This is a genomic window from Microcystis sp. 0824 (assembly GCF_003112475.1).
Lineage (GTDB): Bacteria > Cyanobacteriota > Cyanobacteriia > Cyanobacteriales > Microcystaceae > Microcystis > Microcystis aeruginosa_C.
The window spans coordinates 1-22337 of record NZ_BDSM01000013.1; the positions used below are offsets into that span (position 1 = coordinate 1).

At 40.1% G+C, this 22337-nt stretch carries 10 protein-coding genes and 1 pseudogene; 8 read left to right on the top strand and 3 right to left on the bottom strand.

The genetic code is table 11. The features are described from left to right. A partial coding sequence (locus N0824_RS04825; RefSeq protein WP_199224879.1) for a transposase occupies positions 1–214 on the top strand: 214 nt, incomplete at its 5' end. Between the two features lie 16 nt (positions 215–230). On the opposite strand, the pseudogene N0824_RS04830 reads toward N0824_RS04825, so the two are convergent. Further along, positions 231–2162 (bottom strand): annotated as a pseudogene (locus tag N0824_RS04830) (tetratricopeptide repeat protein); the annotation flags it as partial. Positions 2163–2409: 247 nt separating this feature from the next. Between N0824_RS04830 and N0824_RS04835 the strand changes: the two are divergent. Next, a complete protein-coding gene (locus N0824_RS04835; RefSeq protein WP_108935925.1) occupies positions 2410–3465 on the top strand; it encodes a Fe(3+) ABC transporter substrate-binding protein in 1056 nt (351 codons plus the stop codon). A 200-nt stretch (positions 3466–3665) separates the two neighbouring features. On the opposite strand, the gene N0824_RS04840 is transcribed toward N0824_RS04835, so the two are convergent. Then, a complete protein-coding gene (locus N0824_RS04840) occupies positions 3666–4280 on the bottom strand; it encodes a DUF938 domain-containing protein (protein ID WP_108935926.1) in 615 nt (204 codons plus the stop codon). 319 nt (positions 4281–4599) lie between these two features. Between N0824_RS04840 and topA the strand changes: the two genes are divergently transcribed. Further along, positions 4600–7260 carry a type I DNA topoisomerase gene (topA, locus tag N0824_RS04845; protein WP_108935927.1) on the top strand — a complete coding sequence of 887 codons (2661 nt, stop codon included), beginning with the start codon at positions 4600–4602 and terminating at the stop codon, positions 7258–7260. A 247-nt stretch (positions 7261–7507) separates the two neighbouring features. Here the strand turns inward: topA and N0824_RS04850 are convergent, their stop codons facing one another. Then, positions 7508–8293: an SWIM zinc finger family protein gene (locus N0824_RS04850; RefSeq protein WP_108935928.1), complete on the bottom strand. Its 786-nt coding sequence runs from the start codon at positions 8291–8293 to the stop codon at positions 7508–7510. Positions 8294–9311: 1018 nt separating this feature from the next. On the opposite strand from N0824_RS04850, the gene N0824_RS04855 reads away from it, so the two are divergent. The 5 genes from N0824_RS04855 (at position 9312) to N0824_RS04875 (ending at position 22310) form a co-directional block, all read left to right on the top strand. Continuing rightward, on the top strand, positions 9312–13571 hold the full coding sequence (locus tag N0824_RS04855) for an SDR family NAD(P)-dependent oxidoreductase (protein WP_108935929.1): 4260 nt from the start codon (positions 9312–9314) through the stop codon (positions 13569–13571). A 244-nt stretch (positions 13572–13815) separates the two neighbouring features. Next, positions 13816–15693, top strand: coding sequence for an FAD-dependent monooxygenase (locus N0824_RS04860; protein WP_108935930.1), 1878 nt, complete (start codon positions 13816–13818; stop codon positions 15691–15693). Between the two features lie 123 nt (positions 15694–15816). Next, the gene (locus N0824_RS04865) at positions 15817–20601 is read left to right on the top strand and encodes a non-ribosomal peptide synthetase (protein WP_108935931.1); all 4785 of its coding nucleotides are present in this window, start codon (positions 15817–15819) and stop codon (positions 20599–20601) included. A 39-nt stretch (positions 20602–20640) separates the two neighbouring features. After that, positions 20641–21684 (top strand): type 2 isopentenyl-diphosphate Delta-isomerase, encoded by a 1044-nt coding sequence (fni, locus tag N0824_RS04870; protein ID WP_108935932.1) that lies wholly within the window; start codon positions 20641–20643, stop codon positions 21682–21684. Further along, positions 21678–22310 (top strand): LysR family transcriptional regulator, encoded by a 633-nt coding sequence (locus tag N0824_RS04875; RefSeq protein WP_108935933.1) that lies wholly within the window; start codon positions 21678–21680, stop codon positions 22308–22310. Before fni ends, N0824_RS04875 begins: the two co-directional genes overlap by 7 nt. Positions 22311–22337 lie beyond the last annotated feature (27 nt).

Genomic DNA, 22337 nt, shown 5'->3' on the forward strand with positions numbered 1-22337 from the left:
TGAACAAGAAAAAGCTAGACTCATCTATTTACCTCCTTATTCTCCCGAATTCTCTCCTATTGAAAACTTTTGGTCAAAAGTCAAAGCGATATTAAGAAAACTGAAGGCGAGAACTTACAAAGACTTAATAGAAGGGATTGAATTAGCTATGTTAGAAGTTACTCAAAAAGATATTCGCAATTGGTTTACTCACTGTTGCTACTGTACCTCATGAGTCAGAGAATTGCTATATCTCCCTCCGTGGGTTCCATTAATTCACTGGAGATAAAATAATCAATGGTTGGTAATCCTGAGGTGATTGGATGGCCCCAAGTTACACATTGTACTGCAGCTAAACGCAATCCTGCTAGTTGGGTAGTGCGAGCATCCATACCAATATCTAAATAAACCAGAATATGTAACTGATTCTCTAAAATATGTTGAGCAATTCTTTCTATATTGACCAGATTATCAAATTGATAAAAATAATCACTTTGCTCTTGATACTGTTTGGTAAAGTTATCGCAGGTGTTATTAATATCTATTCCATAACAGTAAATTTCAAATTGCTCTCGATTTCGCCACTGCAACCATCCTTGAAACAGTTTCGCTACCGTGTGATGACGCAAGTGAGCAGAAATATAGCCAAGACGAATTTTTCCCGTCGGCATGGTTAGGTTTTTCACCGAATTAGTAAAGTTAACCGAGGCAATTTTATAAACCAATTCTCCATATTTTTTTTGTAGTTCTAAATCATTTTTGGCTTGATATTGAAGATAAAAATTAGTTCTTAATCCAATACTTTTCCAAGCATCCTGCTGTTGATTAGTAGTGGTTAAATCAAGATTTTCTAAGATATTATCTAACCGTTTCTCGTAGTTCGATCGATATAGCATAATATCTGCTTGAGTTGTGTAAACTATCGGCATTAACCGCATTAATTCTAACTTCAGGGATAGGTGATCGGGAAGATACTCTAAAGCTGATTTAGTTGCTTGAATTGCCACCTCTATCGGATAATTATTTTGTAGTAACCAAATTAGGCGCAAATGTAAATTAATATTTTCTGGATGATAGGCAATGCCTTTTTTATACACTTCTAAAGCCTGTTTTTCTTCTTTGAGAATGAGATAGCAATGGGCGCAATTTAAATAAAAATTGCTCTCCTCTATTTTAATTGCTAATAATTTTTGATAATAGTTTAATGCTAATTGATAGAGTTTTCTTTGATAAAAATAATCACCTGAATAAAGATCCGCTCTTTTTTGGTCAGCTTGCAGAATTTCCCAAAGGGAGAGATTTTGACTAATTTCTGGTCTATCTTCTGCCAGTTGTTGGGCCGTTTTATAAGCATTTTTTGCCTCTGTCCAAGCTTGTTTAACTAAATAGACATTGCCTAAATTGATATAGAAAGGATAAAAATCACCCTGTTTATTAATTCCCTGCTGATAGAATTTTTCGGCTGACTCTAGCTGCCCTAGTTTATAAAATAAATTGCCCAGTTTGTTATAAGCATCGAGAAAATTATCCTTGAGATCAATCGCTTTTTGATAAGCTGATAAAGCTATATCTAAACGGGATTGTTTTTCTAGCACCATGGCCATAGTATAATGATATAAGGCTTGATTTTCCTCTAAGTTGATGGCTCGTGCCAAACAGTTAAAAGATTCTGTTAGTCGGTTAATTATATAGTATAAATATCCTAAATCGTGCCAGATGTAAGCTAATTGTTCACGCCAAGATAAAATTCTTAAGTAAAAGTCCTCAGCTAAAGTATATTCTCGCCGATTAATTGCCTCTTGCACCTCTTGAAGACAGGAGTTTATCACCGTCAGGGCATAATTTTCTATCTCTTCATCTCCTTCTATTTCTTCTAATTCTAGCCACTGGAGATAGATTAATTTAGCTTGGCCAAACTGCCAGCAATCAAGATTTCTAATTATCTCTTTTTTGAGCAGCATAATTAAATCCTGACTGGACTCTGATTGTAATAGCCAAAATAACCAAATTTCTTGCGCTGTTGCTTGCTGCCCTAGCAGCAGATAAGCTAATCCCAGATAGGGATAATAATCAGTCACTTCCGGATGAACCGCCAGTGCTTGCTGACAAAATAACAATAATTGATTATAGTCTCCCGATGCTAACATTAGCTCGATCGCTTGTTGGTGATCACTGTTGATCATTATCTTGACTCTCGCTGCTTTTATTCCACAATACCCTCGATCGAGCTTAGGGTAACATTTTGGGCTTATTGAATTTAAATAGCGATAGATTCGAGGATTTATTAGCCTCATTAAAACAAAAAACCCTGATTTTACCCGTATTTTACCAGATCTACCGCCCTAGCCCGACAAATAATTTTTTGCACAGATAAGAATTATTCTCAATAGCTGTACAATAGGAAAAGACAACTTTACCAAGAATCGAGCAATGAACGATAAAATAACTCGTAGAGTCTTTCTAGGCGCGGGAACAGCCACCTTAGCCCTAGCGGTGGGTCAATTAGGGAAAATAAACGAGGTTTCTGCCCAAACTAACCAATTAAACCTCTATTCCTCCCGTCACTACAACACCGACCGACGATTGTATGACAACTTCACCCGACAAACGGGAATAAAAATTAACCTCGTGGAAGGGGAAGCGGACCCATTAATCGAACGAATCAAAAGCGAAGGCCGCAATAGTCCTGCTGATATACTCCTGACGGTAGATGCGGGGAGATTATGGCGGGCCGACCAACAGGGAATTTTTGCCCCGGTCAATTCCCGCATTCTCACCCAAAGAATTCCCGCTAATTTGCGTCACCCCAAAGGTCACTGGTTCGGGTTTAGTAAACGCTTGCGGGTAATCATGTATAACAAAGACAGAGTTAACCCCAGAGAAATCGATTCCTATGGGGATTTAACCAATCTCAAATGGAAAGGAAAAGTCGTCACTCGGTCATCTAGTAACATCTATAGTCAATCTTTTACCGCTTGGTTAATCGACATCCAAGGGGAAGCGGCCGCAGAAAAATGGTGTCGAGGATTAGTGGCTAATTTTGCCCGTTCACCCCAGGGAAATGATAAGGCACAAATCGAAGCTGTAGCCGCAGGAATTGCTGATTTAGCCCTAGCTAACACCTATTACTTAGCGGGGTATGCCGAAGAAAAAGACCCCGCTAAACGGGCAATTTATGACCAAGTAGGCGTAATTTTCCCCGACCAAACAGGGCGCGGCGCTCACGTTAATATTAGCGGTGGTGGTTTAATTAAAACCGCCCCCAATCGAGAATCGGCAATTAAATTTTTAGAGTATCTTTCTAGCAATGAAGCACAGAACTTTTTTGCTAAGGGTAATCAAGAATATCCCGTCGTTCGAGGCGTTGCTTTAGATCCTGTTCTGGCAAAACTCGGACGCGGGAAAGAAGATACCGTTAGTGTGGCTAATTATGGTCCTAATTTAGCCAAAGCAGTACAGGTAATGAATCGCGCCGGTTGGAAATAAGTTATCAGTTATCAGTTATCAGTGGGAATTATGAATTATGAATTATGAATTATGAATTAGGAAGTTAGAAAAATTGAAGATAGATTTTGGGTTCGATCCCCCCTGCCCCCCTTGATAAGGGGGGTGCCGATCCCCTCTTAGTCCCTCCTTAATACCCCCTTAATAAGGGGGGCATCTGACAGTTTTTAACACCTAACCACTTATGTTAAGGCAAATAAAACCGAGAGATTATTAGCGGGCATAGGAATTACTTCTAACAATTGTAAACCTCGATCGCTCGCTGCTTGCACCACATCTTCTAAATTCCTAACTCCCCAAGCAGAGTTTTGAGAACGGAGAGAAAGATCAAAGCTTTCATTACTAGGAGAAGTATGTTTTCCCTGTCGTTTATAGGGACCATAAAGATAGAGAATTTCCCCCGGACTGAGAAGGCGACTCGCTCCTGCCATTAAAGCTAAACAAGCGGACCAAGGAGCGATATGAATCATATTAATATTAACAATGGCATTAATAACGATATTTTCCGTCTCTACCGCCCAAACTGACTGATGAACATCGATAAATAGGGGGCGATCGAGATTAGAACTAGGATAATAATCGCACCAACTGCGAATACTATCTAGAGCCAGAGGGTGACAATCCGAGGGAATCCAACGACAAGGAGCAAGACGAGGGGCAAAAAAAACAGCGTGTTCACCCGTGCCGCTAGATATTTCTAGGATATTCCCAGTCTTTGGTAAAAATTGGCTGAGAACTTCCAAAATCGGCTGACGATTGCGTTCCGTTGCCGGGGCGTATTGACGTAAATCAGACATAACTACAGCGTTTCTTATAAATATGATGAAGCGTAACCTAATTTAGTATCGACGACCATCTCCCCTCTTGAATCAGTGATCAGTCATCAGTGTCAGCTTTTTTCTCCCCCCTTCCCCCTTCTCCCTGCTCCAGAAAAATATTAAGTTTTATTAAGAAGTTGGTGACAAAAGACCGCCTTTAATCTCTATTATCGTAGTAAGTCGCTTTTGACTGGAATCAAGCCGGTCAAGATAAATAGTAACTTTTGCCCATCATCAAACAACGATTGTCAGCCCAACTAAAACAGTCGTCGTGGCCATGCCCTCGTGATCAATTCCTATGTCAACCCTGGTTATTGTCGAATCCCCCACCAAAGCTCGGACGATCAGTAATTATCTGCCTAGCGGCTATCGAGTCCAAGCCTCCATGGGCCACATCCGCGATCTGCCCGCCTCCGCCGAAGAAATTCCCCCCGCCCACAAAGACAAATCCTGGGCGAATTTGGGCGTGGATGTGGACAACGATTTCGATCCCCTCTACGTCGTCCCCAAAACCAAAAGTAAAGTCGTCAAAGAATTAAAAGAAGCCCTCAAAAGCGCCAGCGAACTGATCCTCGCCACGGACGAAGATCGGGAAGGAGAAAGCATCAGTTGGCATCTCTTACAGGTACTCAACCCGAAAATACCCACCAAAAGGATGGTATTTCACGAAATCACCAAAGAAGCGATCCAAGCCGCCCTCAAAAATTGTCGCTCGATCGACGAAAATTTAGTTCACGCCCAAGAAACCCGCCGCATACTCGATCGCCTCTACGGTTATACCCTCTCCCCCCTACTCTGGAAAAAAATCTCCAAAGGTTTATCCGCCGGCCGGGTGCAATCGGTGGCGGTGCGTCTGCTCGTACAACGGGAACGAGAACGACGGGCTTTTAAAACCGCCAATTATTGGGATCTGAAAGCGACTTTAGAAAAGGACAAAAATCAATTCGAGTCAAAATTAGTCACCTTAAACGGTCAAAAAGTGGCAAATGGGAGCGATTTCGATGCCGACACTGGCAGACTGATCCCCGATCGCAACGCGCTCGCTACGCGAGACCGCCAAGTCACCCTCTTGGATCAAGCCACCGCCACCGCCTTAAAAGAACGCATCCAAGACAAAATCTGGCGCGTTAGCCACACCGAAGAAAAACCCACCACTCGCAAACCATCCCCCCCCTTCACCACCTCCACCCTACAGCAAGAAGCTAACCGGAAACTGGGCATATCCGCCCGCGACACCATGCGAATCGCCCAAAATCTCTACGAACAGGGCTACATCACCTATATGCGGACTGATTCCGTCCATCTTTCCGATCAGGCCATCACCGCCGCCCGCAATTGTGTAGAACAAATGTACGGCAAAAACTATCTCAGTCCCCAACCCCGACAATACACCACCAAAAGCAAAGGCGCGCAGGAGGCCCACGAAGCCATCCGACCCGCCGGCAGCAGCTTTCGCCTACCCCGGGAAACCGGACTGAGCGGACTAGAATTCGCCCTCTACGACCTAATCTGGAAACGTACCGTCGCCTCACAGATGGCCGATGCCCGTATTACCCAGATCGCCGTTAATATTCAGGTGGAAAATGCCGGATTTCGCTCCTCCGGCAAAAGAATCGACTTCCCCGGCTTTTTCCGCGCCTATGTGGAAGGTTCCGACGATCCCGAAGCCGCCATCGACGACCAAGAAATAATCCTACCCCCCCTCAGCGTCGGTGACACCCCCAATTGTCGCCAACTAGAAGCCATTAGCCACGATACCCAACCCCCCGCCCGTTATAGCGAAGCCTCACTGGTAAAAACCCTCGAAAGTGAAGGAATCGGGCGACCCAGCACCTACGCCACCATTCTCGGCACAATTATCGATCGCGGTTATGCCCAAATGCGGAATAAAACCTTGATTCCCACCTTTACCGCTTTTGCCGTGGTTAGTTTGTTAGAAAATCATTTCCCCGACCTGGTAGATCCCAAATTTACCTCGAAAATGGAGGAAACCCTCGACGATATCGCCACCGGTTCCGCTCAATGGTTGCCCTATCTCGATCGCTTCTATCGCGGCGAAAAAGGGCTAGAAAGCCAAGTAAAAGAGCGCGAGAGTCAAATTAACTCTAGCACCGCCAAATCGGTGATTTTAGAGGATTTACAGGCAACTATCAAGATCGGCAAATACGGTCCCTATCTGGAAGTCTCCCGAGGCGATCAAATCCTCACCGCTTCCATCCCCGCCGATTTAACCCCGGCCGACCTCAACCCCGAACAGGTAGAAACCCTGCTGCGACAAAAAACCGCAGGTCCGGACAAAATCGGTCTTGATCCCGACACCGGAGAGCCAATTTATCTGCTCGTGGGTAGTTACGGCCCCTACGTCCAGTTAGGAGATGTCAGCGATGACAACCCCAAACCGAAACGCGCCTCCCTACCCAAAGGAGTCAAACCAGAGGATGTCACCCTCGAACAAGCGGTGGGTTTATTGGCACTGCCACGACTACTGGGAACCCATCCCCTCACCGGAGCCAAAATCAAAGCCAGTTTAGGGCGTTTCGGCCCCTATGTGGTTCAGGAAGAGGGCAAAGAAAAAGAATATCGTTCCTTGAAAGCCGGCGATGATGTCTTAACCATAACCCTCGATCGAGCCTTGGCCCTATTAGCCGAACCGAAAAAAGCTCGCAGCGCCCGCGGTTCGGGCAAACCACCCTTAAAAGAATTGGGTAAACATCCCGACGATGGGGAATTGGTGGGATTATACGAAGGTCCCTACGGCATTTATATCAAACACGGTAAGACCAACGCCAAGATTCCCGAAGGATCAACCGCCGAAACCCTCACCCTAGAACAAGCTTTAGTCGCCCTAGCGGCCAAGGCAACCACTGCCAAGAAAACCACTACCAAGAAAACTACTTCTAGCACCACTAAAAAAACTACTTCCCCAGGTAGTAAAACCGGCAAAAGTAAGACGGTTTAGCGGTTAGTGGTGAGGCAATTTTCTCCCTGGTCAATTCCTCACCCTGATGCGAGGACAAATCTGGCAGATTCGACAAGCTCACTGCAAGCTGGCTTTTTTGTCCTTGGCACCACTTTGACTAGGCTGATCCTAAGTAGGTAGGCGTTAAAAATTATCAGACACCCCCCTTATCAAGGGGGGCAGGGGGGATCGAACGTAAAATCCATTTTTAATTTAATTACAACCAGCTACTTATACCCCAAATTCCCTACTGTAAAGCAATCGCCATCGCTTCTTGGGGAATTTGCCGGTAAATTGGTTTTAAAAATTGTTCTATGGCATCCGATTCGGGGGCAGCGAGGGGAAAATTGCCTAAAATGTCGAGAATGGTTTGATTTTCATTCCCCGGCGTAATCACAACGAGGGAGGGGTCTAGTTCTTCATCGTACTGCCAAAAGCGATCGATAGCGGTTTCGGGGGCAGTTTTTTCTACTACTGCGGGGGGTTCACTGACTGCTAAAGGTTGATTATCAGAGGAATAGGAACGTTTTTCGCGTAAAGCTTCCAGAATTTGGCTTTTGGTTCGGCCGCGCAGTTGCAACAGCAGGAAGGGATCGACACTAAAACGATCGCCCAATTGATAGTATACTGCTCCTATATGTTTGCAGGGGTTGGCTTGATCGGGACAGGTGCAACGGGAGCGAATATCAGCCAGGGAAAAGGGAAATAAATTCACCCCACTATCGATAAAAACACGCTCGATATGATCGGGCATTTGTCCGGTGAGCAATTGAGCGGAATAAATGGCTTTTTTGGAGAGAAGCTTAATAATATAATCCCATTCTTCATCACTAAAAGCCGCTAGGGATAAATCCACTATATAAGGCTCCGGTTCACTGCCTTGCACTCTAGCAATAACTTGCGAGTCTTCAAAGTCAATACTTAAAACATTGCCTTCTCTAGCATAAAGTCTAGCTCGTTCTAAGCGTTTTTTAAAGCGATAGGAATCGAGTAGTTCTAACCATTTTTGTACCCACCAAGCTTGTTCTGTCATTTTTTATTTACCCTACAGCTGATCAGCTTCGTTACCAAGAAAAACGTCAATTCAAAAAGGAAACACATTAGTCTAGAGGCTGGACTAGGAAAGGCTCATCAGGTATATTCTTATCTTTAACAACAACAAATCAGACCCAAAAACGAATCCTTCAACATCCTAACATAGAACAAAGAAACTTGCTCTACCAACTTAGTCAAGAGGGAAATTTATCTCAACAGCAAATAGCCGTCTTGCTCTGATGTCATATATAAAACAGAAACCCAAATTGTGAGGTTTGGGAATCGCCGTCCGTTTTAAGGCGGCGAGGATGTCAAGAAACCATCTATAAAATGATCTATCAGAACTAAGCTAAGACGCATTTTAACCGCCTATCCTTTGATTAGCTGAATCTCCCCTAATCCCTTTCGGCGTTGCCTGTTGCCGTTCGGCGTGAGATCAGTAGTTCAACAAGAGTTAGGCGAGGCTCACTCGAGTGGACGGTGAGCCTCGCCTAACCGCCGCTCACTAACAGGAACGCTCCGCCGAGCGGCGGAGCGAAAAGTAAGCGTAGAGGGATTCCTAGTCATGTGGGAGTTGAGCCAGAAAATCGGCGCAGATTTTTATTTTGCTACTACTTATCATTTTTGGGAGAGGGGATTAAACGAGAATACTAATGAACTATTTTAAAAAATAGTTAAGCCGGAGGAGGTAGAAATAGCCGTAAACTTTATTAAAATAAGACGTATTTAAATCGCTTATTCTTAGATTAACTAAATCTCCCTTAATCTTTTTACTGTTGCCTGTTGCCTGTTGCCTGTTACCTCAAATTAACAAGCAATTTAAATTACGAACAGCTTAACAATCGTCCTCGAAACTATCTTGACTATCACAGACCGAATGAGGTATGCTCTAATAGCCCAGACAGTGATGCAATTCAGACTTAAATTGGCGTATTATAGATGTCGAAATGGTTACGCCTAAAAGTCTTCATTGAAGAAGCTTTCACAAGATGTACACAGAACCGAGGATTTTAGGCATGAGGACGGAACACAAAAATCTAAAATTAAATTGTCAGAAATTAGCAGAAGTATTTTTATCAAATCCCTTAATTGAAGATTGCTATTTTATGGTACGCGAGGGGGAATTAGTCGCTTATATCGTTTCCTCTGGAGCTTGGAATTCTGAACAATTGTCCTCCGATTTACAGTCTCAGTTACCAGACAATCTTCTACCTGATATCTATGTGCAAATTTCCAGTTTACCCTTAACCGATAGCGGTGATGTCGATGAAACTGCATTAAAGAATATTGAAATTATCGATGATCATAAAGTTCAGGAAACAGAAGAAAAACTAAGCTCTTTGTCAGATATTGATCAAATTGCCGTCGTCATGAATTCTAAAAAAAACAAGATTTTACCCCTACATCTATCGGAATTATTGCCTTTAAAACTAGAGAAAAAAAATGATCATCAAAAATATGAAACCCCGATTCATCTGGGGATTCAAACTTCTAACACTCAAGCTGGAATCAGTCACGGACAGCTTTTAGAAGAATCTGAACTTCAGCCTAAAACCTTGGCAGAAATTCTCCAAAAAGCTGCTGAAAATTATTCAAATAAAGGAATTATTTATATTCAATCTAATGGATCAAAAGTTTTTCAATCCTATCAACAATTATGGGAAGACGCTCAACAAATACAAGCCGGATTACAAAAGCAGGGTTTACAAGCTCAAGATAAAGTAATTCTTCAGCTATCGGAAAACTATGATATTATTTCCGCATTTTGGGGGTGTCTTTTAGGGGGATTTATTCCTGTTATTATTTCAGTACCACCCAGCTATAAAGATTTTAATAATGAAATTCATAAAATATCTCAAGTTTGGCAGTTGTTAGATGAACCTATTATTATCACAAATAAATCCCGTCAGCAAGAGATAAAACATTTAGAACAATGGTTGCCTAATCAAACCTTAAGCTTGAGTTTTATTGAAGAATTAAAAACTCATTCTCCCCATCAGCCTCCTATTGGTCAACCGGATGATATCGCGTTCTTTAACCTAACATCAGGCAGTACAGGAATACCGAAATGTATCTCATTAACCCATAAAAATGTCATCTCTCGTGCGCGAGGAACAAACATAATTTGTGAACATCAAAACGACGATATTATTCTTAATTGGCTTCCTTTTGATCATATTGGAAGTATTTCAGACTGGAATATTCGCTGTGTCGAGTTAGGATGCCAAATGGTTTATGTTCAAACTGAATATATATTAGGTCGTCCTTTGAATTGGTTAGATTTAATTGATCAATATCGAATTACTCACAGTTGGGCTCCTAATTTTGCTTATAATTTGATCAATGAAGCTTTAAAAAAAGAACCCGATCAAAATTGGAATTTAGATTGTGTCAAATTCTTTTTGGCGGCGGGTGAAGCCGTTTCTGGTCAAGCCGTTGGAGAATTTATTAACACCCTTCATCTTCAATATAATCTGAAAAAAACGGCGATGCGTCCTGCTTTTGGGATGGCAGAAATGGGTTCAGGGATTACCTATTATCAGCCTACAGAACAACAGCCATTACTCTTTCATACGGTTGATAAATCCTCCTTGAGTTCTTCCTTAAAACGAGTCCATCCTGAACATCCCAATGGTGCAACTTTTACGGATTTAGGATTACCCATTCCGGGTATATCAATTAGAATTGTTAATACTGATAATTCCCTATTACCAGAAGAAACCATTGGTCATTTACAAGTTAAAGGAGATGCAGTTTCACCGGGGTATTATAAAAACCCAGAAGCGAATCAAGACGCTTTCTTAAAAGATGGCTGGTTTAAGACAGGAGATTTAGCATTTATTAGTAACGGTCATTTAGTTATTACTGGAAGAAGTAAAGAAACCATTATTATTAATGGAGTTAATTATTATAGCCATGAAATTGAAACTGTAGTGGAAACTATCGAAGAAGTACAAGCGTCCTACACCGCGGCTTGTGCTGTTTATGATCCTAAGAATAGTACCGATCAATTAGCTTTATTTTTTAGTGCAGAAACCTTTGACCACCAGCATCTAGCAGAACTTCTGAAAAAGATTAGACGAAAAGTAATTAACAGTTTTGGCGTTAATCCTGAATATTTAATACCCTTAAATAAAACTGAAATTCCTAAAACTTCCATCGGTAAAATTCAGCGATCGCAATTAACAAAACGGTTTGCGAACGGAGAATTTAATTCTATTTTAAAAGAAATAGATCTTTTGTTAGAAAATGCTCAAACCCTTCCTGATTGGTTTTACCAGAAAGTTTGGAAACCTCGATCTCCAGTTAACTTAAAACCAGAACTTTCCAAGTATTGTAGTTTAATTTTTCTGGATTCCTTGGGTTTAGGAGCATCTTTAGCAGAAAAAATCGAAGGTCAAAACTTACCCTGTATCACGGTTTTAGCAGCAGAAGAATTTTCTCAAATCAGTCAAAATTGCTATACCATCAGACCAGGGACAGCCAATCATTATCAACAGTTAATGGCATCTTTATCCGAGCGAAAAATTATCCTTGGCAATATTATTCATCTGGGTACTTATCAAGACTATCAGGGAGAAATTTCAACAATTGAACAGTTAGAAAAAGCACAAGAGCGAGTAATTTATGATTTATTATTCCTAGTTCAAGCCTTAGCTAAAATTCATGATCTGAATTTAAAAATTGAATTGCTATTTGTTTCCAGTTATAGTCAATTTGTCATAGAAACCGATGAAATTGCCTATGAAAAATCTCCAGTTTTAGGACTGATCAAAACCCTAGCTCAAGAACTTTCTTGGTTAAATACTCGTCATCTGGATTTACCTCTGGATCAAACCGAAATTAATGTCAGTTATCTGCTGCAAGAACTATCCGTTTTATCCAAGGAAAGAGAAATTGCCTATCGCAACGGGAAACGTTTAATTGCAGGTTTGGAAAAAGTCAATTTACTTCAACACAGCCAACAGGAATTACCCTTTAAATCAGGGGGAATTTATCTGATTACTGGAGGACTAGGGGGGATTGGCATACAAATTGCTCAGTATTTGCTCAAAAATTATCAAGCTCGTTTACTGTTAATTGGAAAAACCCCTTTACCAGAAAAACATCTCTGGAGTGAGTACCTCAAAGTCGAAGATCAATTATCCTTAAAAATCAAAAATCTCCAAGCTTTAGAAAACCTTGGGGGAGAAGTCATTTACCAGTCGGTAGATGTTGCTAATTTCACTCAAGTTAAACAGGCTGTAGAACAGGTGAAAAAACAATGGCAAGGAGAACTTAATGGGGTGATTCATCTGGCTGGAATTTACAAAGATTGTTTACTTCTGGACGAAAATCAAGAGAGTTTATCGACAATTATTCGCCCTAAAGTATTAGGAACTTGGGTTTTACATCAACTCCTCAAAGAATCTCAGGGAATTTTTATTAGTTTTTCCTCCTTAGCTAGTTTTTTTGGAGGAGCGGCTTTGGGTTCCTATGCGGCGGCTAATAGTTTCCTTGAGTCTTTGAACAGCTATCAAAAATCTAAGAATTTGTTCCCCAGTTATTGTTATAGTTGGACAACTTGGCAAGAAACCGGGATTAGCCAAGGTTATCAGATGCAATACATAACCCGATCTCAAGGGTATTATGATATGACAGTACGGCAAGGTTTAGACTCATTTCTAACGAGTTTATATCACAACCAAAGACAATTAATGATCGGTTTAGATGGGAGTAATAGCAAGATTAACCGTTTCACATCTAGGTCGGAAGGATGCCAAAAGTTAACGGCTTATTACACCCGTAAATCTACAGTTCAATCGGTCAATCTACCTAATCATGTTAGTCTAAAAGATCGATTTGGAACGTCCTATCAATGTCCCCTGGTGCTGCGGCAATCCCTCCCTATCAAGGATAATGGAGATATTGATAAGCGGCAATTACTCAAGGAACTGCAAGGTAAAGAAAATAACGAATTGGTAGCACCCAGAACGGAAGCTGAACATCAAGTTGCTAAGATTTGGCAAAAGGTGTTAAATCTATCTCAAATTGGAATTCATGACAATTTCTTTGAACTAGGAGGACATTCTTTGCTGGCGAGTCAAGTCATCTCTCGTTTACGCGATATTTTCTCGGTAGAATTGTCGTTGCACAGTTTATTAGAATACCCAACCGTTGCCAGTTTAACTCAAACGATTGAGGTGCTTAATGTAGCCAAAAATACTCAAAGTGTATGCAAAAGTGGTAAAGTTATGACAACAGCCGCAGAAAATTATGAAGAAGGAGAATTATGAAAATAGGTTAACTAAAATTTAAGCTTTTCAGAACCCTTTTGGGAAAAAATGTAAAAAATTGTATCCATCACTAAAATTTATCATCCAGAATATGCTATAAATAGTCTCGGTTTAAAACAGTCTTTTTGTGGAGTATGTAAGCGGTTGCTCCCATAGCAACTGACTTTAACAATAATCACTCACTCCTCGCCATTGATAATTGTTGTTGGGTCTATAGTGTTTAGTCTTTGAGGGACTTAAATTTATGAAAACAGTTGAATTTTTATCGCATCTGAATCATTTAGGTGTGACAATTTGGATGGAAGGAGATAAGCTGCGCTATCGTTCTCCCCAAGGTGTTATGACTCCCGATTTACTCGAACAATTGAAAGAGCATAAAGAAGAACTCATCGTCTTATTGCGTGAACAAGCTGACAATTTTAGTTCGGAAACAGACTATGATGTGGCAATTTGTGGCGGTGGATTAGCGGGTTTAACCTTAGGGAGACAGTTAAAACTTAAACAACCTAATCTTTCCGTTGTTGTTCTTGATAAAATGGCTCGTCCTTTACCCGAAGCTGGTTTTAAAGTGGGGGAATCAACCGTTGAAGTTGGTGCTTTTTATTTAGCAAATACGCTGCAGTTAACCGATTATTTTAACAATCAACATTTATCTAAACTGGGATTACGTTATTTTTTCAAATCTCAAGAAACTGAATTTCATAAAAGACCTGAACTGGGATTATCAGAGTTTCATGATCCTAAATCTTATCAAATTGATCGGGGTAAATTAGAAAATGATTTACGCCAATTTAATATTGAAGCCGGAATTGATCTTAAGGAAAGTTGTTCAGTTCAAGACATCGAATTTGCTGAAGGGCTACAGCAACAGCATAAAATTATTTATACTCAAGGCAGTGGAGCGAATCAAAAAACTCATTGTATTAAATCCCGATGGGTTGTCGATGCGATGGGTCGTCGTCGATTTATACAGAAGAAACTCGGTTTAGCGAAACCTAATCATAATAATTACAGTGCGGTTTGGTTCCGAGTTGAGGGTCGTTTTGATGTCAGCAATTTTGTGCCAGCCAGTGAAGAAAAATGGCATCGGCGTGTTCCTAATAACAACCGTTATTATTCTACAAATCATTTATGCGGTGAAGGATACTGGGTTTGGTTAATTCCTTTATCTACGGGTTATACCAGTATTGGCATTGTGGCTCGTCAAGATATTCACCCGTTAAAAAATTATCATAACTATGAGTTAGCCTTTCAGTGGTTAAGGGAAAATGAACCCGTTTTAGCGGCTCATTTAGAAGGTAAATCCCCAGAAGACTTTAGAAAGATGCCGAAATATAGTTACTCCTCCAAACAAGTCTTTTCCTTTGATCGTTGGACTTGTGTTGGTGAAGCCGGTTTATTTCCCGATCCTTTTTATTCCCCTGGTTCAGATAGTATTGGTTTTGGCAATTCTTTAACCACCCAAATGATTGAACTTGACCTTAAAGGTCAACTAACTCCCGAAAGAGTTGACGATGCCAATCACTTTTATTTAACCTATCACGATGGGTTAACCTTTAATATCCAAAATTCCTACAACTGTATGGGAAATGGGATAGTGATGGCAACAAAAATGATCTGGGATACGTTAGCTGGATGGACATTTGGTTGCTTAATGATGTTTAATTCCATCTTCCTTGACCCGGAACTTAAGATGAAAGTTCAACAGATTAATGCAGAATTTTTCCCTCTTTCCTATCGAATACAACAACTATTCCGAGATTGGGCAAATCAATCCCTGGGTCGGGTTAGCTTTGAATTTATTGATTACTTAGCAATCCCCTTTGTGAATGAACTGCGAACCCGGAATTTACAATCTAATAAAACCGAAGCTGAAATCATAGAAGCTTATCGAGCCAGCTTAAAATTATTAGAAGAATTTGCTCAAGTCATTTTTCAAATTGCCTTAGAGGATACCAGACCCGAACTGTTACCTAAAATTAACGAACACCCCTGGTTAAATGCTTGGGCAATTAGTTTGGATGCCAGTAAATGGGAGACTGATGGGCTGTTTTCTCCTAAGAACGAACCTCGTAATTTACACAGCATTAAAAAACAATATTTAGAGGCAATAAACCGATAAAAATAGACGAATCAAGTTGATTGGATTTCTAACAGTAGCTCAAGTTAGGGCTACTGAACCCAGCCAAACATCACCCCCATTCCAAAAATACCAGAACATTAATTAAGGAAAAGGATACTATTAATGAAAGTCGCAGAATTTTTATCTTACTTAAATAGTTTAGACATCAAGCTTTGGCTTGAGGAAGAAAAGTTAAAATATCAAGCTCCCCAAGGAGCAATGACACCAGAAATTAAGCAAGAAATCGGGACAAGAAAACCAGAAATTCTCGCCTTTTTAAGAAGCGCAACAACACCGTCTAAACCCCTTGAATCCGTAATTAATAGCGTTGCCCGAACTGAAGATTTACCCCTATCTTTTGCTCAACAGAGAATGTGGTTTCTCTATCAGATGGATCGGCAAAATCCAGCTTATAATGAAGCTCTAACCATCCGTTTAACGGGACGCTTAAACATTGATATTTTAGAGCAAACGATTAATGCTATTATTCAACGCCATGAGAGCTTACGGACAACCTTTCCAATGGTTGAAGGAAAACCTATTCAAAAAATTGCTCCATCTCTGAAGATTAAATTATTAGTTGTTAATTTAAAAGATATCCCCCAAGAGCAAATTGACAAACAGATTATTGAAGAACTACAAAAACCCTTTGATTTAACCCAATCTCCCCTATTACGATGTACTCTGTTTGATCTGGGATATGAAAATTATATTTTAGTCAACGTTTTCCATCATATTATTATCGATGGTTGGTCAAAGGGCATTTTATTTAAAGAATTATCTAAATTTTATCAAGCACTTTTATCCAATTCAACCGTAGATTTACCCGAATTACCTATACAATATGCGGATTTTGCGGTATGGCAAAGACAATGGTTACAAGGTGAAATCTTAGAAAATCAGTTAAATTATTGGAAAAAACAATTAACGGGCGCTCCTCCTTTATTAGAACTTCCAACCGATAAACCCCGTCCAGCTACTGCCAATTTTCGAGGTCATAGTATCTCGTTTCAAATTGACTCAGAACTCACAGAAAAACTGAAACTTTTGAGCCAAAAGTCGGGGGTGACTTTATTTATGACATTACTGGCTGCTTTAAACACTTTACTCTTCCGTTATAGTGGCCAAGATGATATTTTAATCGGGACACCCACCGCCAACCGAAACCGACAAGAAATTGAACCTTTGATTGGTTTTTTTGTCAATACTTTAGTGCTGCGGAATTCCCTAGAAGGAAATCCGACTTTTTCAGGATTATTACAGCAAGCTCGCAATGTTGTTTTAGAAGCTTATGCCAATCAAGATGTACCCTTTGAGCAAGTGGTTGATGGGTTAGAAATCGAACGAAGTTTAAGTTATAATCCCTTATTTCAGGTAATGTTTGCGCTGCAAAATGCCCCCCTCAATGCTTTAGAATTACCCAATTTAAAAGCTCAATATCTAGCCGTTGAACAACAGAGAATTAAATTTGATCTCAGCTTAGTTTTAGAGGAAATCGAAACCGAAAAAGGAGCTTATTTAGAAGGTTTTTGGGAATATGATAGCGACCTATTTACTCCTGAAAGAATTAACCGCATGGTGGGTCATTTCCAAACTTTATTAAAGGGGATTGTAGCCAATCCTCAGCAAACCATCGGGGAATTACCGTTACTGACTGAATCGGAAAAACAGCAATTATTAGTAGAATGGAATCAAACTCAAACGTCTTATCCTGATCATTACTGTATTCATCAGTTATTTGAAGAACAGGTTGTTAAAACACCTGATGCTATAGCGGTCATCGATGGAGAACAATCCCTCACCTATGAACAGTTAAATCAAAAAGCCAATCAGATTGCCCGTTATTTACAAAAATTAGGGGTTAAACCAGATCAATTAATTGGGATTTGTGTCGAGCGATTGCCCTTAATGATTATTGGATTTTTAGGAATCTTAAAAGCTGGAGGAGCTTATGTACCACTGGACACAAGCTATCCCGAAGAACGACTTGAATCTATCATAAATGATGCTGAAATCAAAATTTTATTAACGCAACAGCACCTCATCAAAAAACTACCAACAACAGTCAATCAATTGATTTGTTTAGAACAAGATGAAGACCCAATTAAACAACAAAGTAAACAGAATCCTCTCAGTCATGTTAACGCTGAGAATTTAGCCTACGTCATCTATACTTCAGGTTCTACAGGTAAACCTAAAGGAGTTGCTATTCCCCATCGAGGAGTGACTCGTTTAGTCTGTAATACTAACTATATATATTTAAAACCAACTGATAGAATGGCTCAGGTTTCTAATCCTTCTTTTGATGCCGCTACTTTTGAAATTTGGGGGGCGCTGATACATGGCGCACAGTTAATAGGAGTAGATAAAGATAGAGTTCTTTCTCCTGAAAAATTTGTTCATTTTCTCCAAAAATATCAAATTACTATTTTATTCTTAACGACAGCGTTATTTAATCAGTTAGTTCAGACTATTCCCCATGCTTTTCAAAGCTTAAGATATTTACTTTTTGGTGGCGAAGCAGTTGATCCTCAATGGGTCAAAGAATCCCTTAATAAAGGAACCGCTCAAAATTTACTTCATGTTTATGGGCCAACAGAAAGCACAACTTTTACCTCTTGGTATTTAATTAAAAATATTCCTTCAGAAGCTACAACTATTCCAATTGGTCGTCCTTTAGCTAATACAGAAATTTATATTCTTGATCCCTATTTGCAACCTGTTCCTATTGGTGTTAAAGGCGAATTGCATATTGGTGGTGATGGTTTAGCCCGTTGTTATCTCAATCGTCCTGACTTAACTGAACAAAAATTTATTCCCAATCCTTTTAGTCAAGATTCGTCAGCACGTCTGTATAAAACAGGTGATATAGTACGCTATTTAGCCGATGGGAATATTGAATTTATTGGACGGATTGATCATCAGGTAAAAATCAGAGGTTTTAGAATTGAATTAGGCGAAATAGAAGCCGTTTTATTTCAGCATCCTCAAGTCAAAGATGGAATTGTTATCGCCAGAGAAGATCTACTTGGAATCAAGCGTTTGTATGCTTATGTTGTTCCGAAAGATAAACAACTCACTCAGCCAGAATTACGAATTTTTCTTCAAGAAAAGCTTCCCAATTATATGATTCCTGCTTTCTTGATTTTCTTAGATGCTTTTACTCTTAATCAGAATGGAAAAATTGATCGCAGTGTTTTACCTAGACCAGAAATTGATGTTAATGAATTAGAAAATTATCTTCTTCCTAGTACCGAGAAAGAAACAATTCTAGCCCAAATTTGGCAGGAAGTTTTAGGGCAAAATCAAATTAGTATTAATGAGAATTTCTTTGAATTAGGAGGCGATTCAATTATCGCCATTCAAATTGTCGCTAAAGCTAATCAAGTGGGATTACAAATTACTCCTAAACAGTTATTTAGTCATCAAACCATCGCTCAATTAGCACTCGTAGCGGAGACAACTGCTATCACTGAAATTGACCAGGGATTAGTTACAGGTGAAGTCCCCTTAACTCCGATTCAAAAATGGTTTTTTGAACAAAACTGGCCCGAACGTCATCACTTTAATCAATCTATCTTGTTAGAAGTTCCCAATAATCTACCACCAGATTTATTAAAACAAACTATTTCTAAATTACTCTATCACCATGATGCCTTGCGGTTACGGTTTGTGCAACAAGGAGAACAATGGCAACAAAATCACAGCGATGATTGCAATAATTTCGCTTTTGAAAAGGTGGATTTATCCCGTCTATCTTGCGATGAACAATTGACCAAGATCGCAGAAATTTCCGAGGTTCAACAACGGGTACTGAATTTAGAGGAAGGCCCCTTAATGGCGGTGGTTTTCTTCGCCTTGGGTGAGAGGGGAAAAATGTTAATTGTGATTCATCATTTAGCAGTAGATGGAATTTCTTGGCGGATTATCCTCGAAGATTTCGTCACTATTTACCAGCAATTAGAAAACCAAAAGCCCCTGCAACTTCCTCCTAAAACCAGTTCTTTTAAAACTTGGGCTGAGGAACTGCAAAACTATGCTACAACCCCAGAATTTCACGCTCAATTCAAGTATTGGCTAAACCGTGATTTTCCCTCAATTTCTCCTCTTCCTTTGGACTGTCAAGGTGAAGCTCAGTCCAACATTGTTGCCCATGCAAAAACGGTTTCTTTCACCTTAACCGAAGAACAAACCCGCTTACTCTTACAGGAGGTTCCGCAAGCTTATAACACCCAAATTAATGATATTTTATTAACCGCTTTAGTCCAAGCTTTTGGCCGTTGGACAGGAAGTTATAAGCTTTTGCTTGACATGGAAGGTCATGGAAGAGAAAATGTAATTGAATCCGTGAATTTATCTCGAACTGTGGGTTGGTTTACCAGTATTTTTCCCGTCTTTTTGACCTTAGAAAATCTTGACCATCCGGGTGAATGTCTCAAGTCCATTAAAGAGCAATTACGACAAATTCCGAATCGAGGGTTTGATTATGGAATTGGATATTATCTCAACTCAGATTTAACAATTCAATCCCCGTTAAAAAATTACCCTAAAGCTCAAGTCAGCTTTAATTATTTAGGTCAATTTACAAGTCATCAAATCGGCGAGATAGGCTGGAAATTATCTCAAGAATCCAGTGGTTCCATTCATAGTCCTTTGGGACAACGTTCCCATTTAATTGCGATTCATGGAATTGTGGTTGATGGGCAACTTGATATGGAATGGCAATATAGTGAAAATTTTCATCATCAAACAACGATCAAAAATTTAGCCGATGCTTATCGAGATTCTTTAGAAAGCCTGATTAACCATTGTTTATCGGCAGAAGGGGGCTATACTCCATCGGATTTTCCCGATGCGGATCTTAATCAGGTAGAATTAGATGAACTGCTCTTAGAACTCGATTTTTAACCTCAACTTAATGTTTAACCCTCATACTTGATAACAACTATGTCACAGCCTAATCTTCCCAGTGAAATTGAAAATCGTAAAAGCGAACATCTGCGAGTTTGTATCGAAAAAGATGTAGAATTTCAACAACTTACAAGCGGTTTAGAAAAATATCGTTTTACCCATTGTTGTCTTCCTGAACTTGACCGTAGCGATATTGAACTGGGGACAACCTTTTTAGGGAAATCTTTAAAAGCTCCAATTCTCATCTCTTCCATGACCGGAGGAACAGAATTAGCCCATTTAGTCAATACTCGATTGGCAACGGTCGCTCAACGCTATGGTTTAGCGATGGGGGTGGGTTCTCAACGCATTGCACTCGAACAACCGGAATTAGCGCCGACCTTTGCAGTCCGTTCTCTGGCGCCAGATATTCTCCTGTTAGCGAATTTAGGGGCTGTACAGTTAAATTACGGCTGCGGTTTAGAAGACTGTTTAAAATTGGTGGAATTATTAGAAGCTGATGCCTTAATTCTGCATCTCAATCCTTTACAAGAATGGGTGCAATCGGGAGGCGATTCTAATTTTAAAGGGTTACTCGCTAAAATTCAGCAAATTTGCGCTCAATTACCCGTTCCTGTCATCGCCAAAGAAGTCGGAAATGGCATCTCTGCGGTGATGGCCAAACAATTAATTGAAGCCGGAGTCGCCGCGATTGATGTGGCGGGAGCCGGAGGCACGTCCTGGGCCAAAGTCGAAAGCCAAAGAGCCAAAGACAACAGACAAAGGCATCTCGGACAAGTTTTTGCCGATTGGGGTTTACCTACGGCTGAATGTATTACCGCCATTCGGTCGATGAATTCAACCATTCCTTTAATTGCTTCTGGGGGCTTAAAAAATGGCTTAGACCTTGCCAAATCCATCGCTTTAGGAGCCGATTTAGGAGGGTTGGCTCGACCGTTTCTCGTAGCAGCGATTGAATCAGAAGCCGCCGTTGATGAGTTGGTAAAATTTTTAATTGCTGAACTTGAAATTGTTTTATTTTGTACCGGAAATCCTAATTTATCCACCCTTAAAAATTCAGGAGCCTTAAAACCATGTTAAAGTTTTCAATGGAATTGTGTTATCCCCAGCTTGATGTCAAAACCTTAAGCGTTGGCACTTTGGGTCCAAAAGAAACCAGTAGTGAACAAACCTTAAATTATCTAATTTCTCAATGGAAATTACAACAGATTTCGGTTAATAGTCATTTATTTGATAGCTTTACAGATTTAAAAGAATCTTTACTCGAAAATCAGATAGATTTGGCGTTAGTCCCCCATGCCTATGAAAAAATTAATGATTTCTACATGGAACCGAGTTTTAAACTAGGTTTTATCTTCACCTATCCCACACCCGTTTACGGATTAGCCAAGCGAAAAAATGAAGAAATCGTTTTAGAAAATTGTACCCTGGTCACTCATCCCGCTCCTCTTCCTTTACTTCCTTATTTATTACCTGGCGACCTGAATCAAAATAAGATTAAAATCAAATTTGTCAATTCTACCAGTGTGGCCGCTATTCAAGTTAAACAAGGGTTGGCAGATTTAGCCATTACCAATGAAAATGCCCTCCGAGAATATGATTTAGAATTTATTTCACAATATGGTAAAATTGAGATGAGTTGGTCTTTATTTCACAAAAAGGAAAACACCATGATTCAAAGTATTTATTTACCAGTGCATACCTAAAAAAGCTACCTATCCGCTCAAAATAGT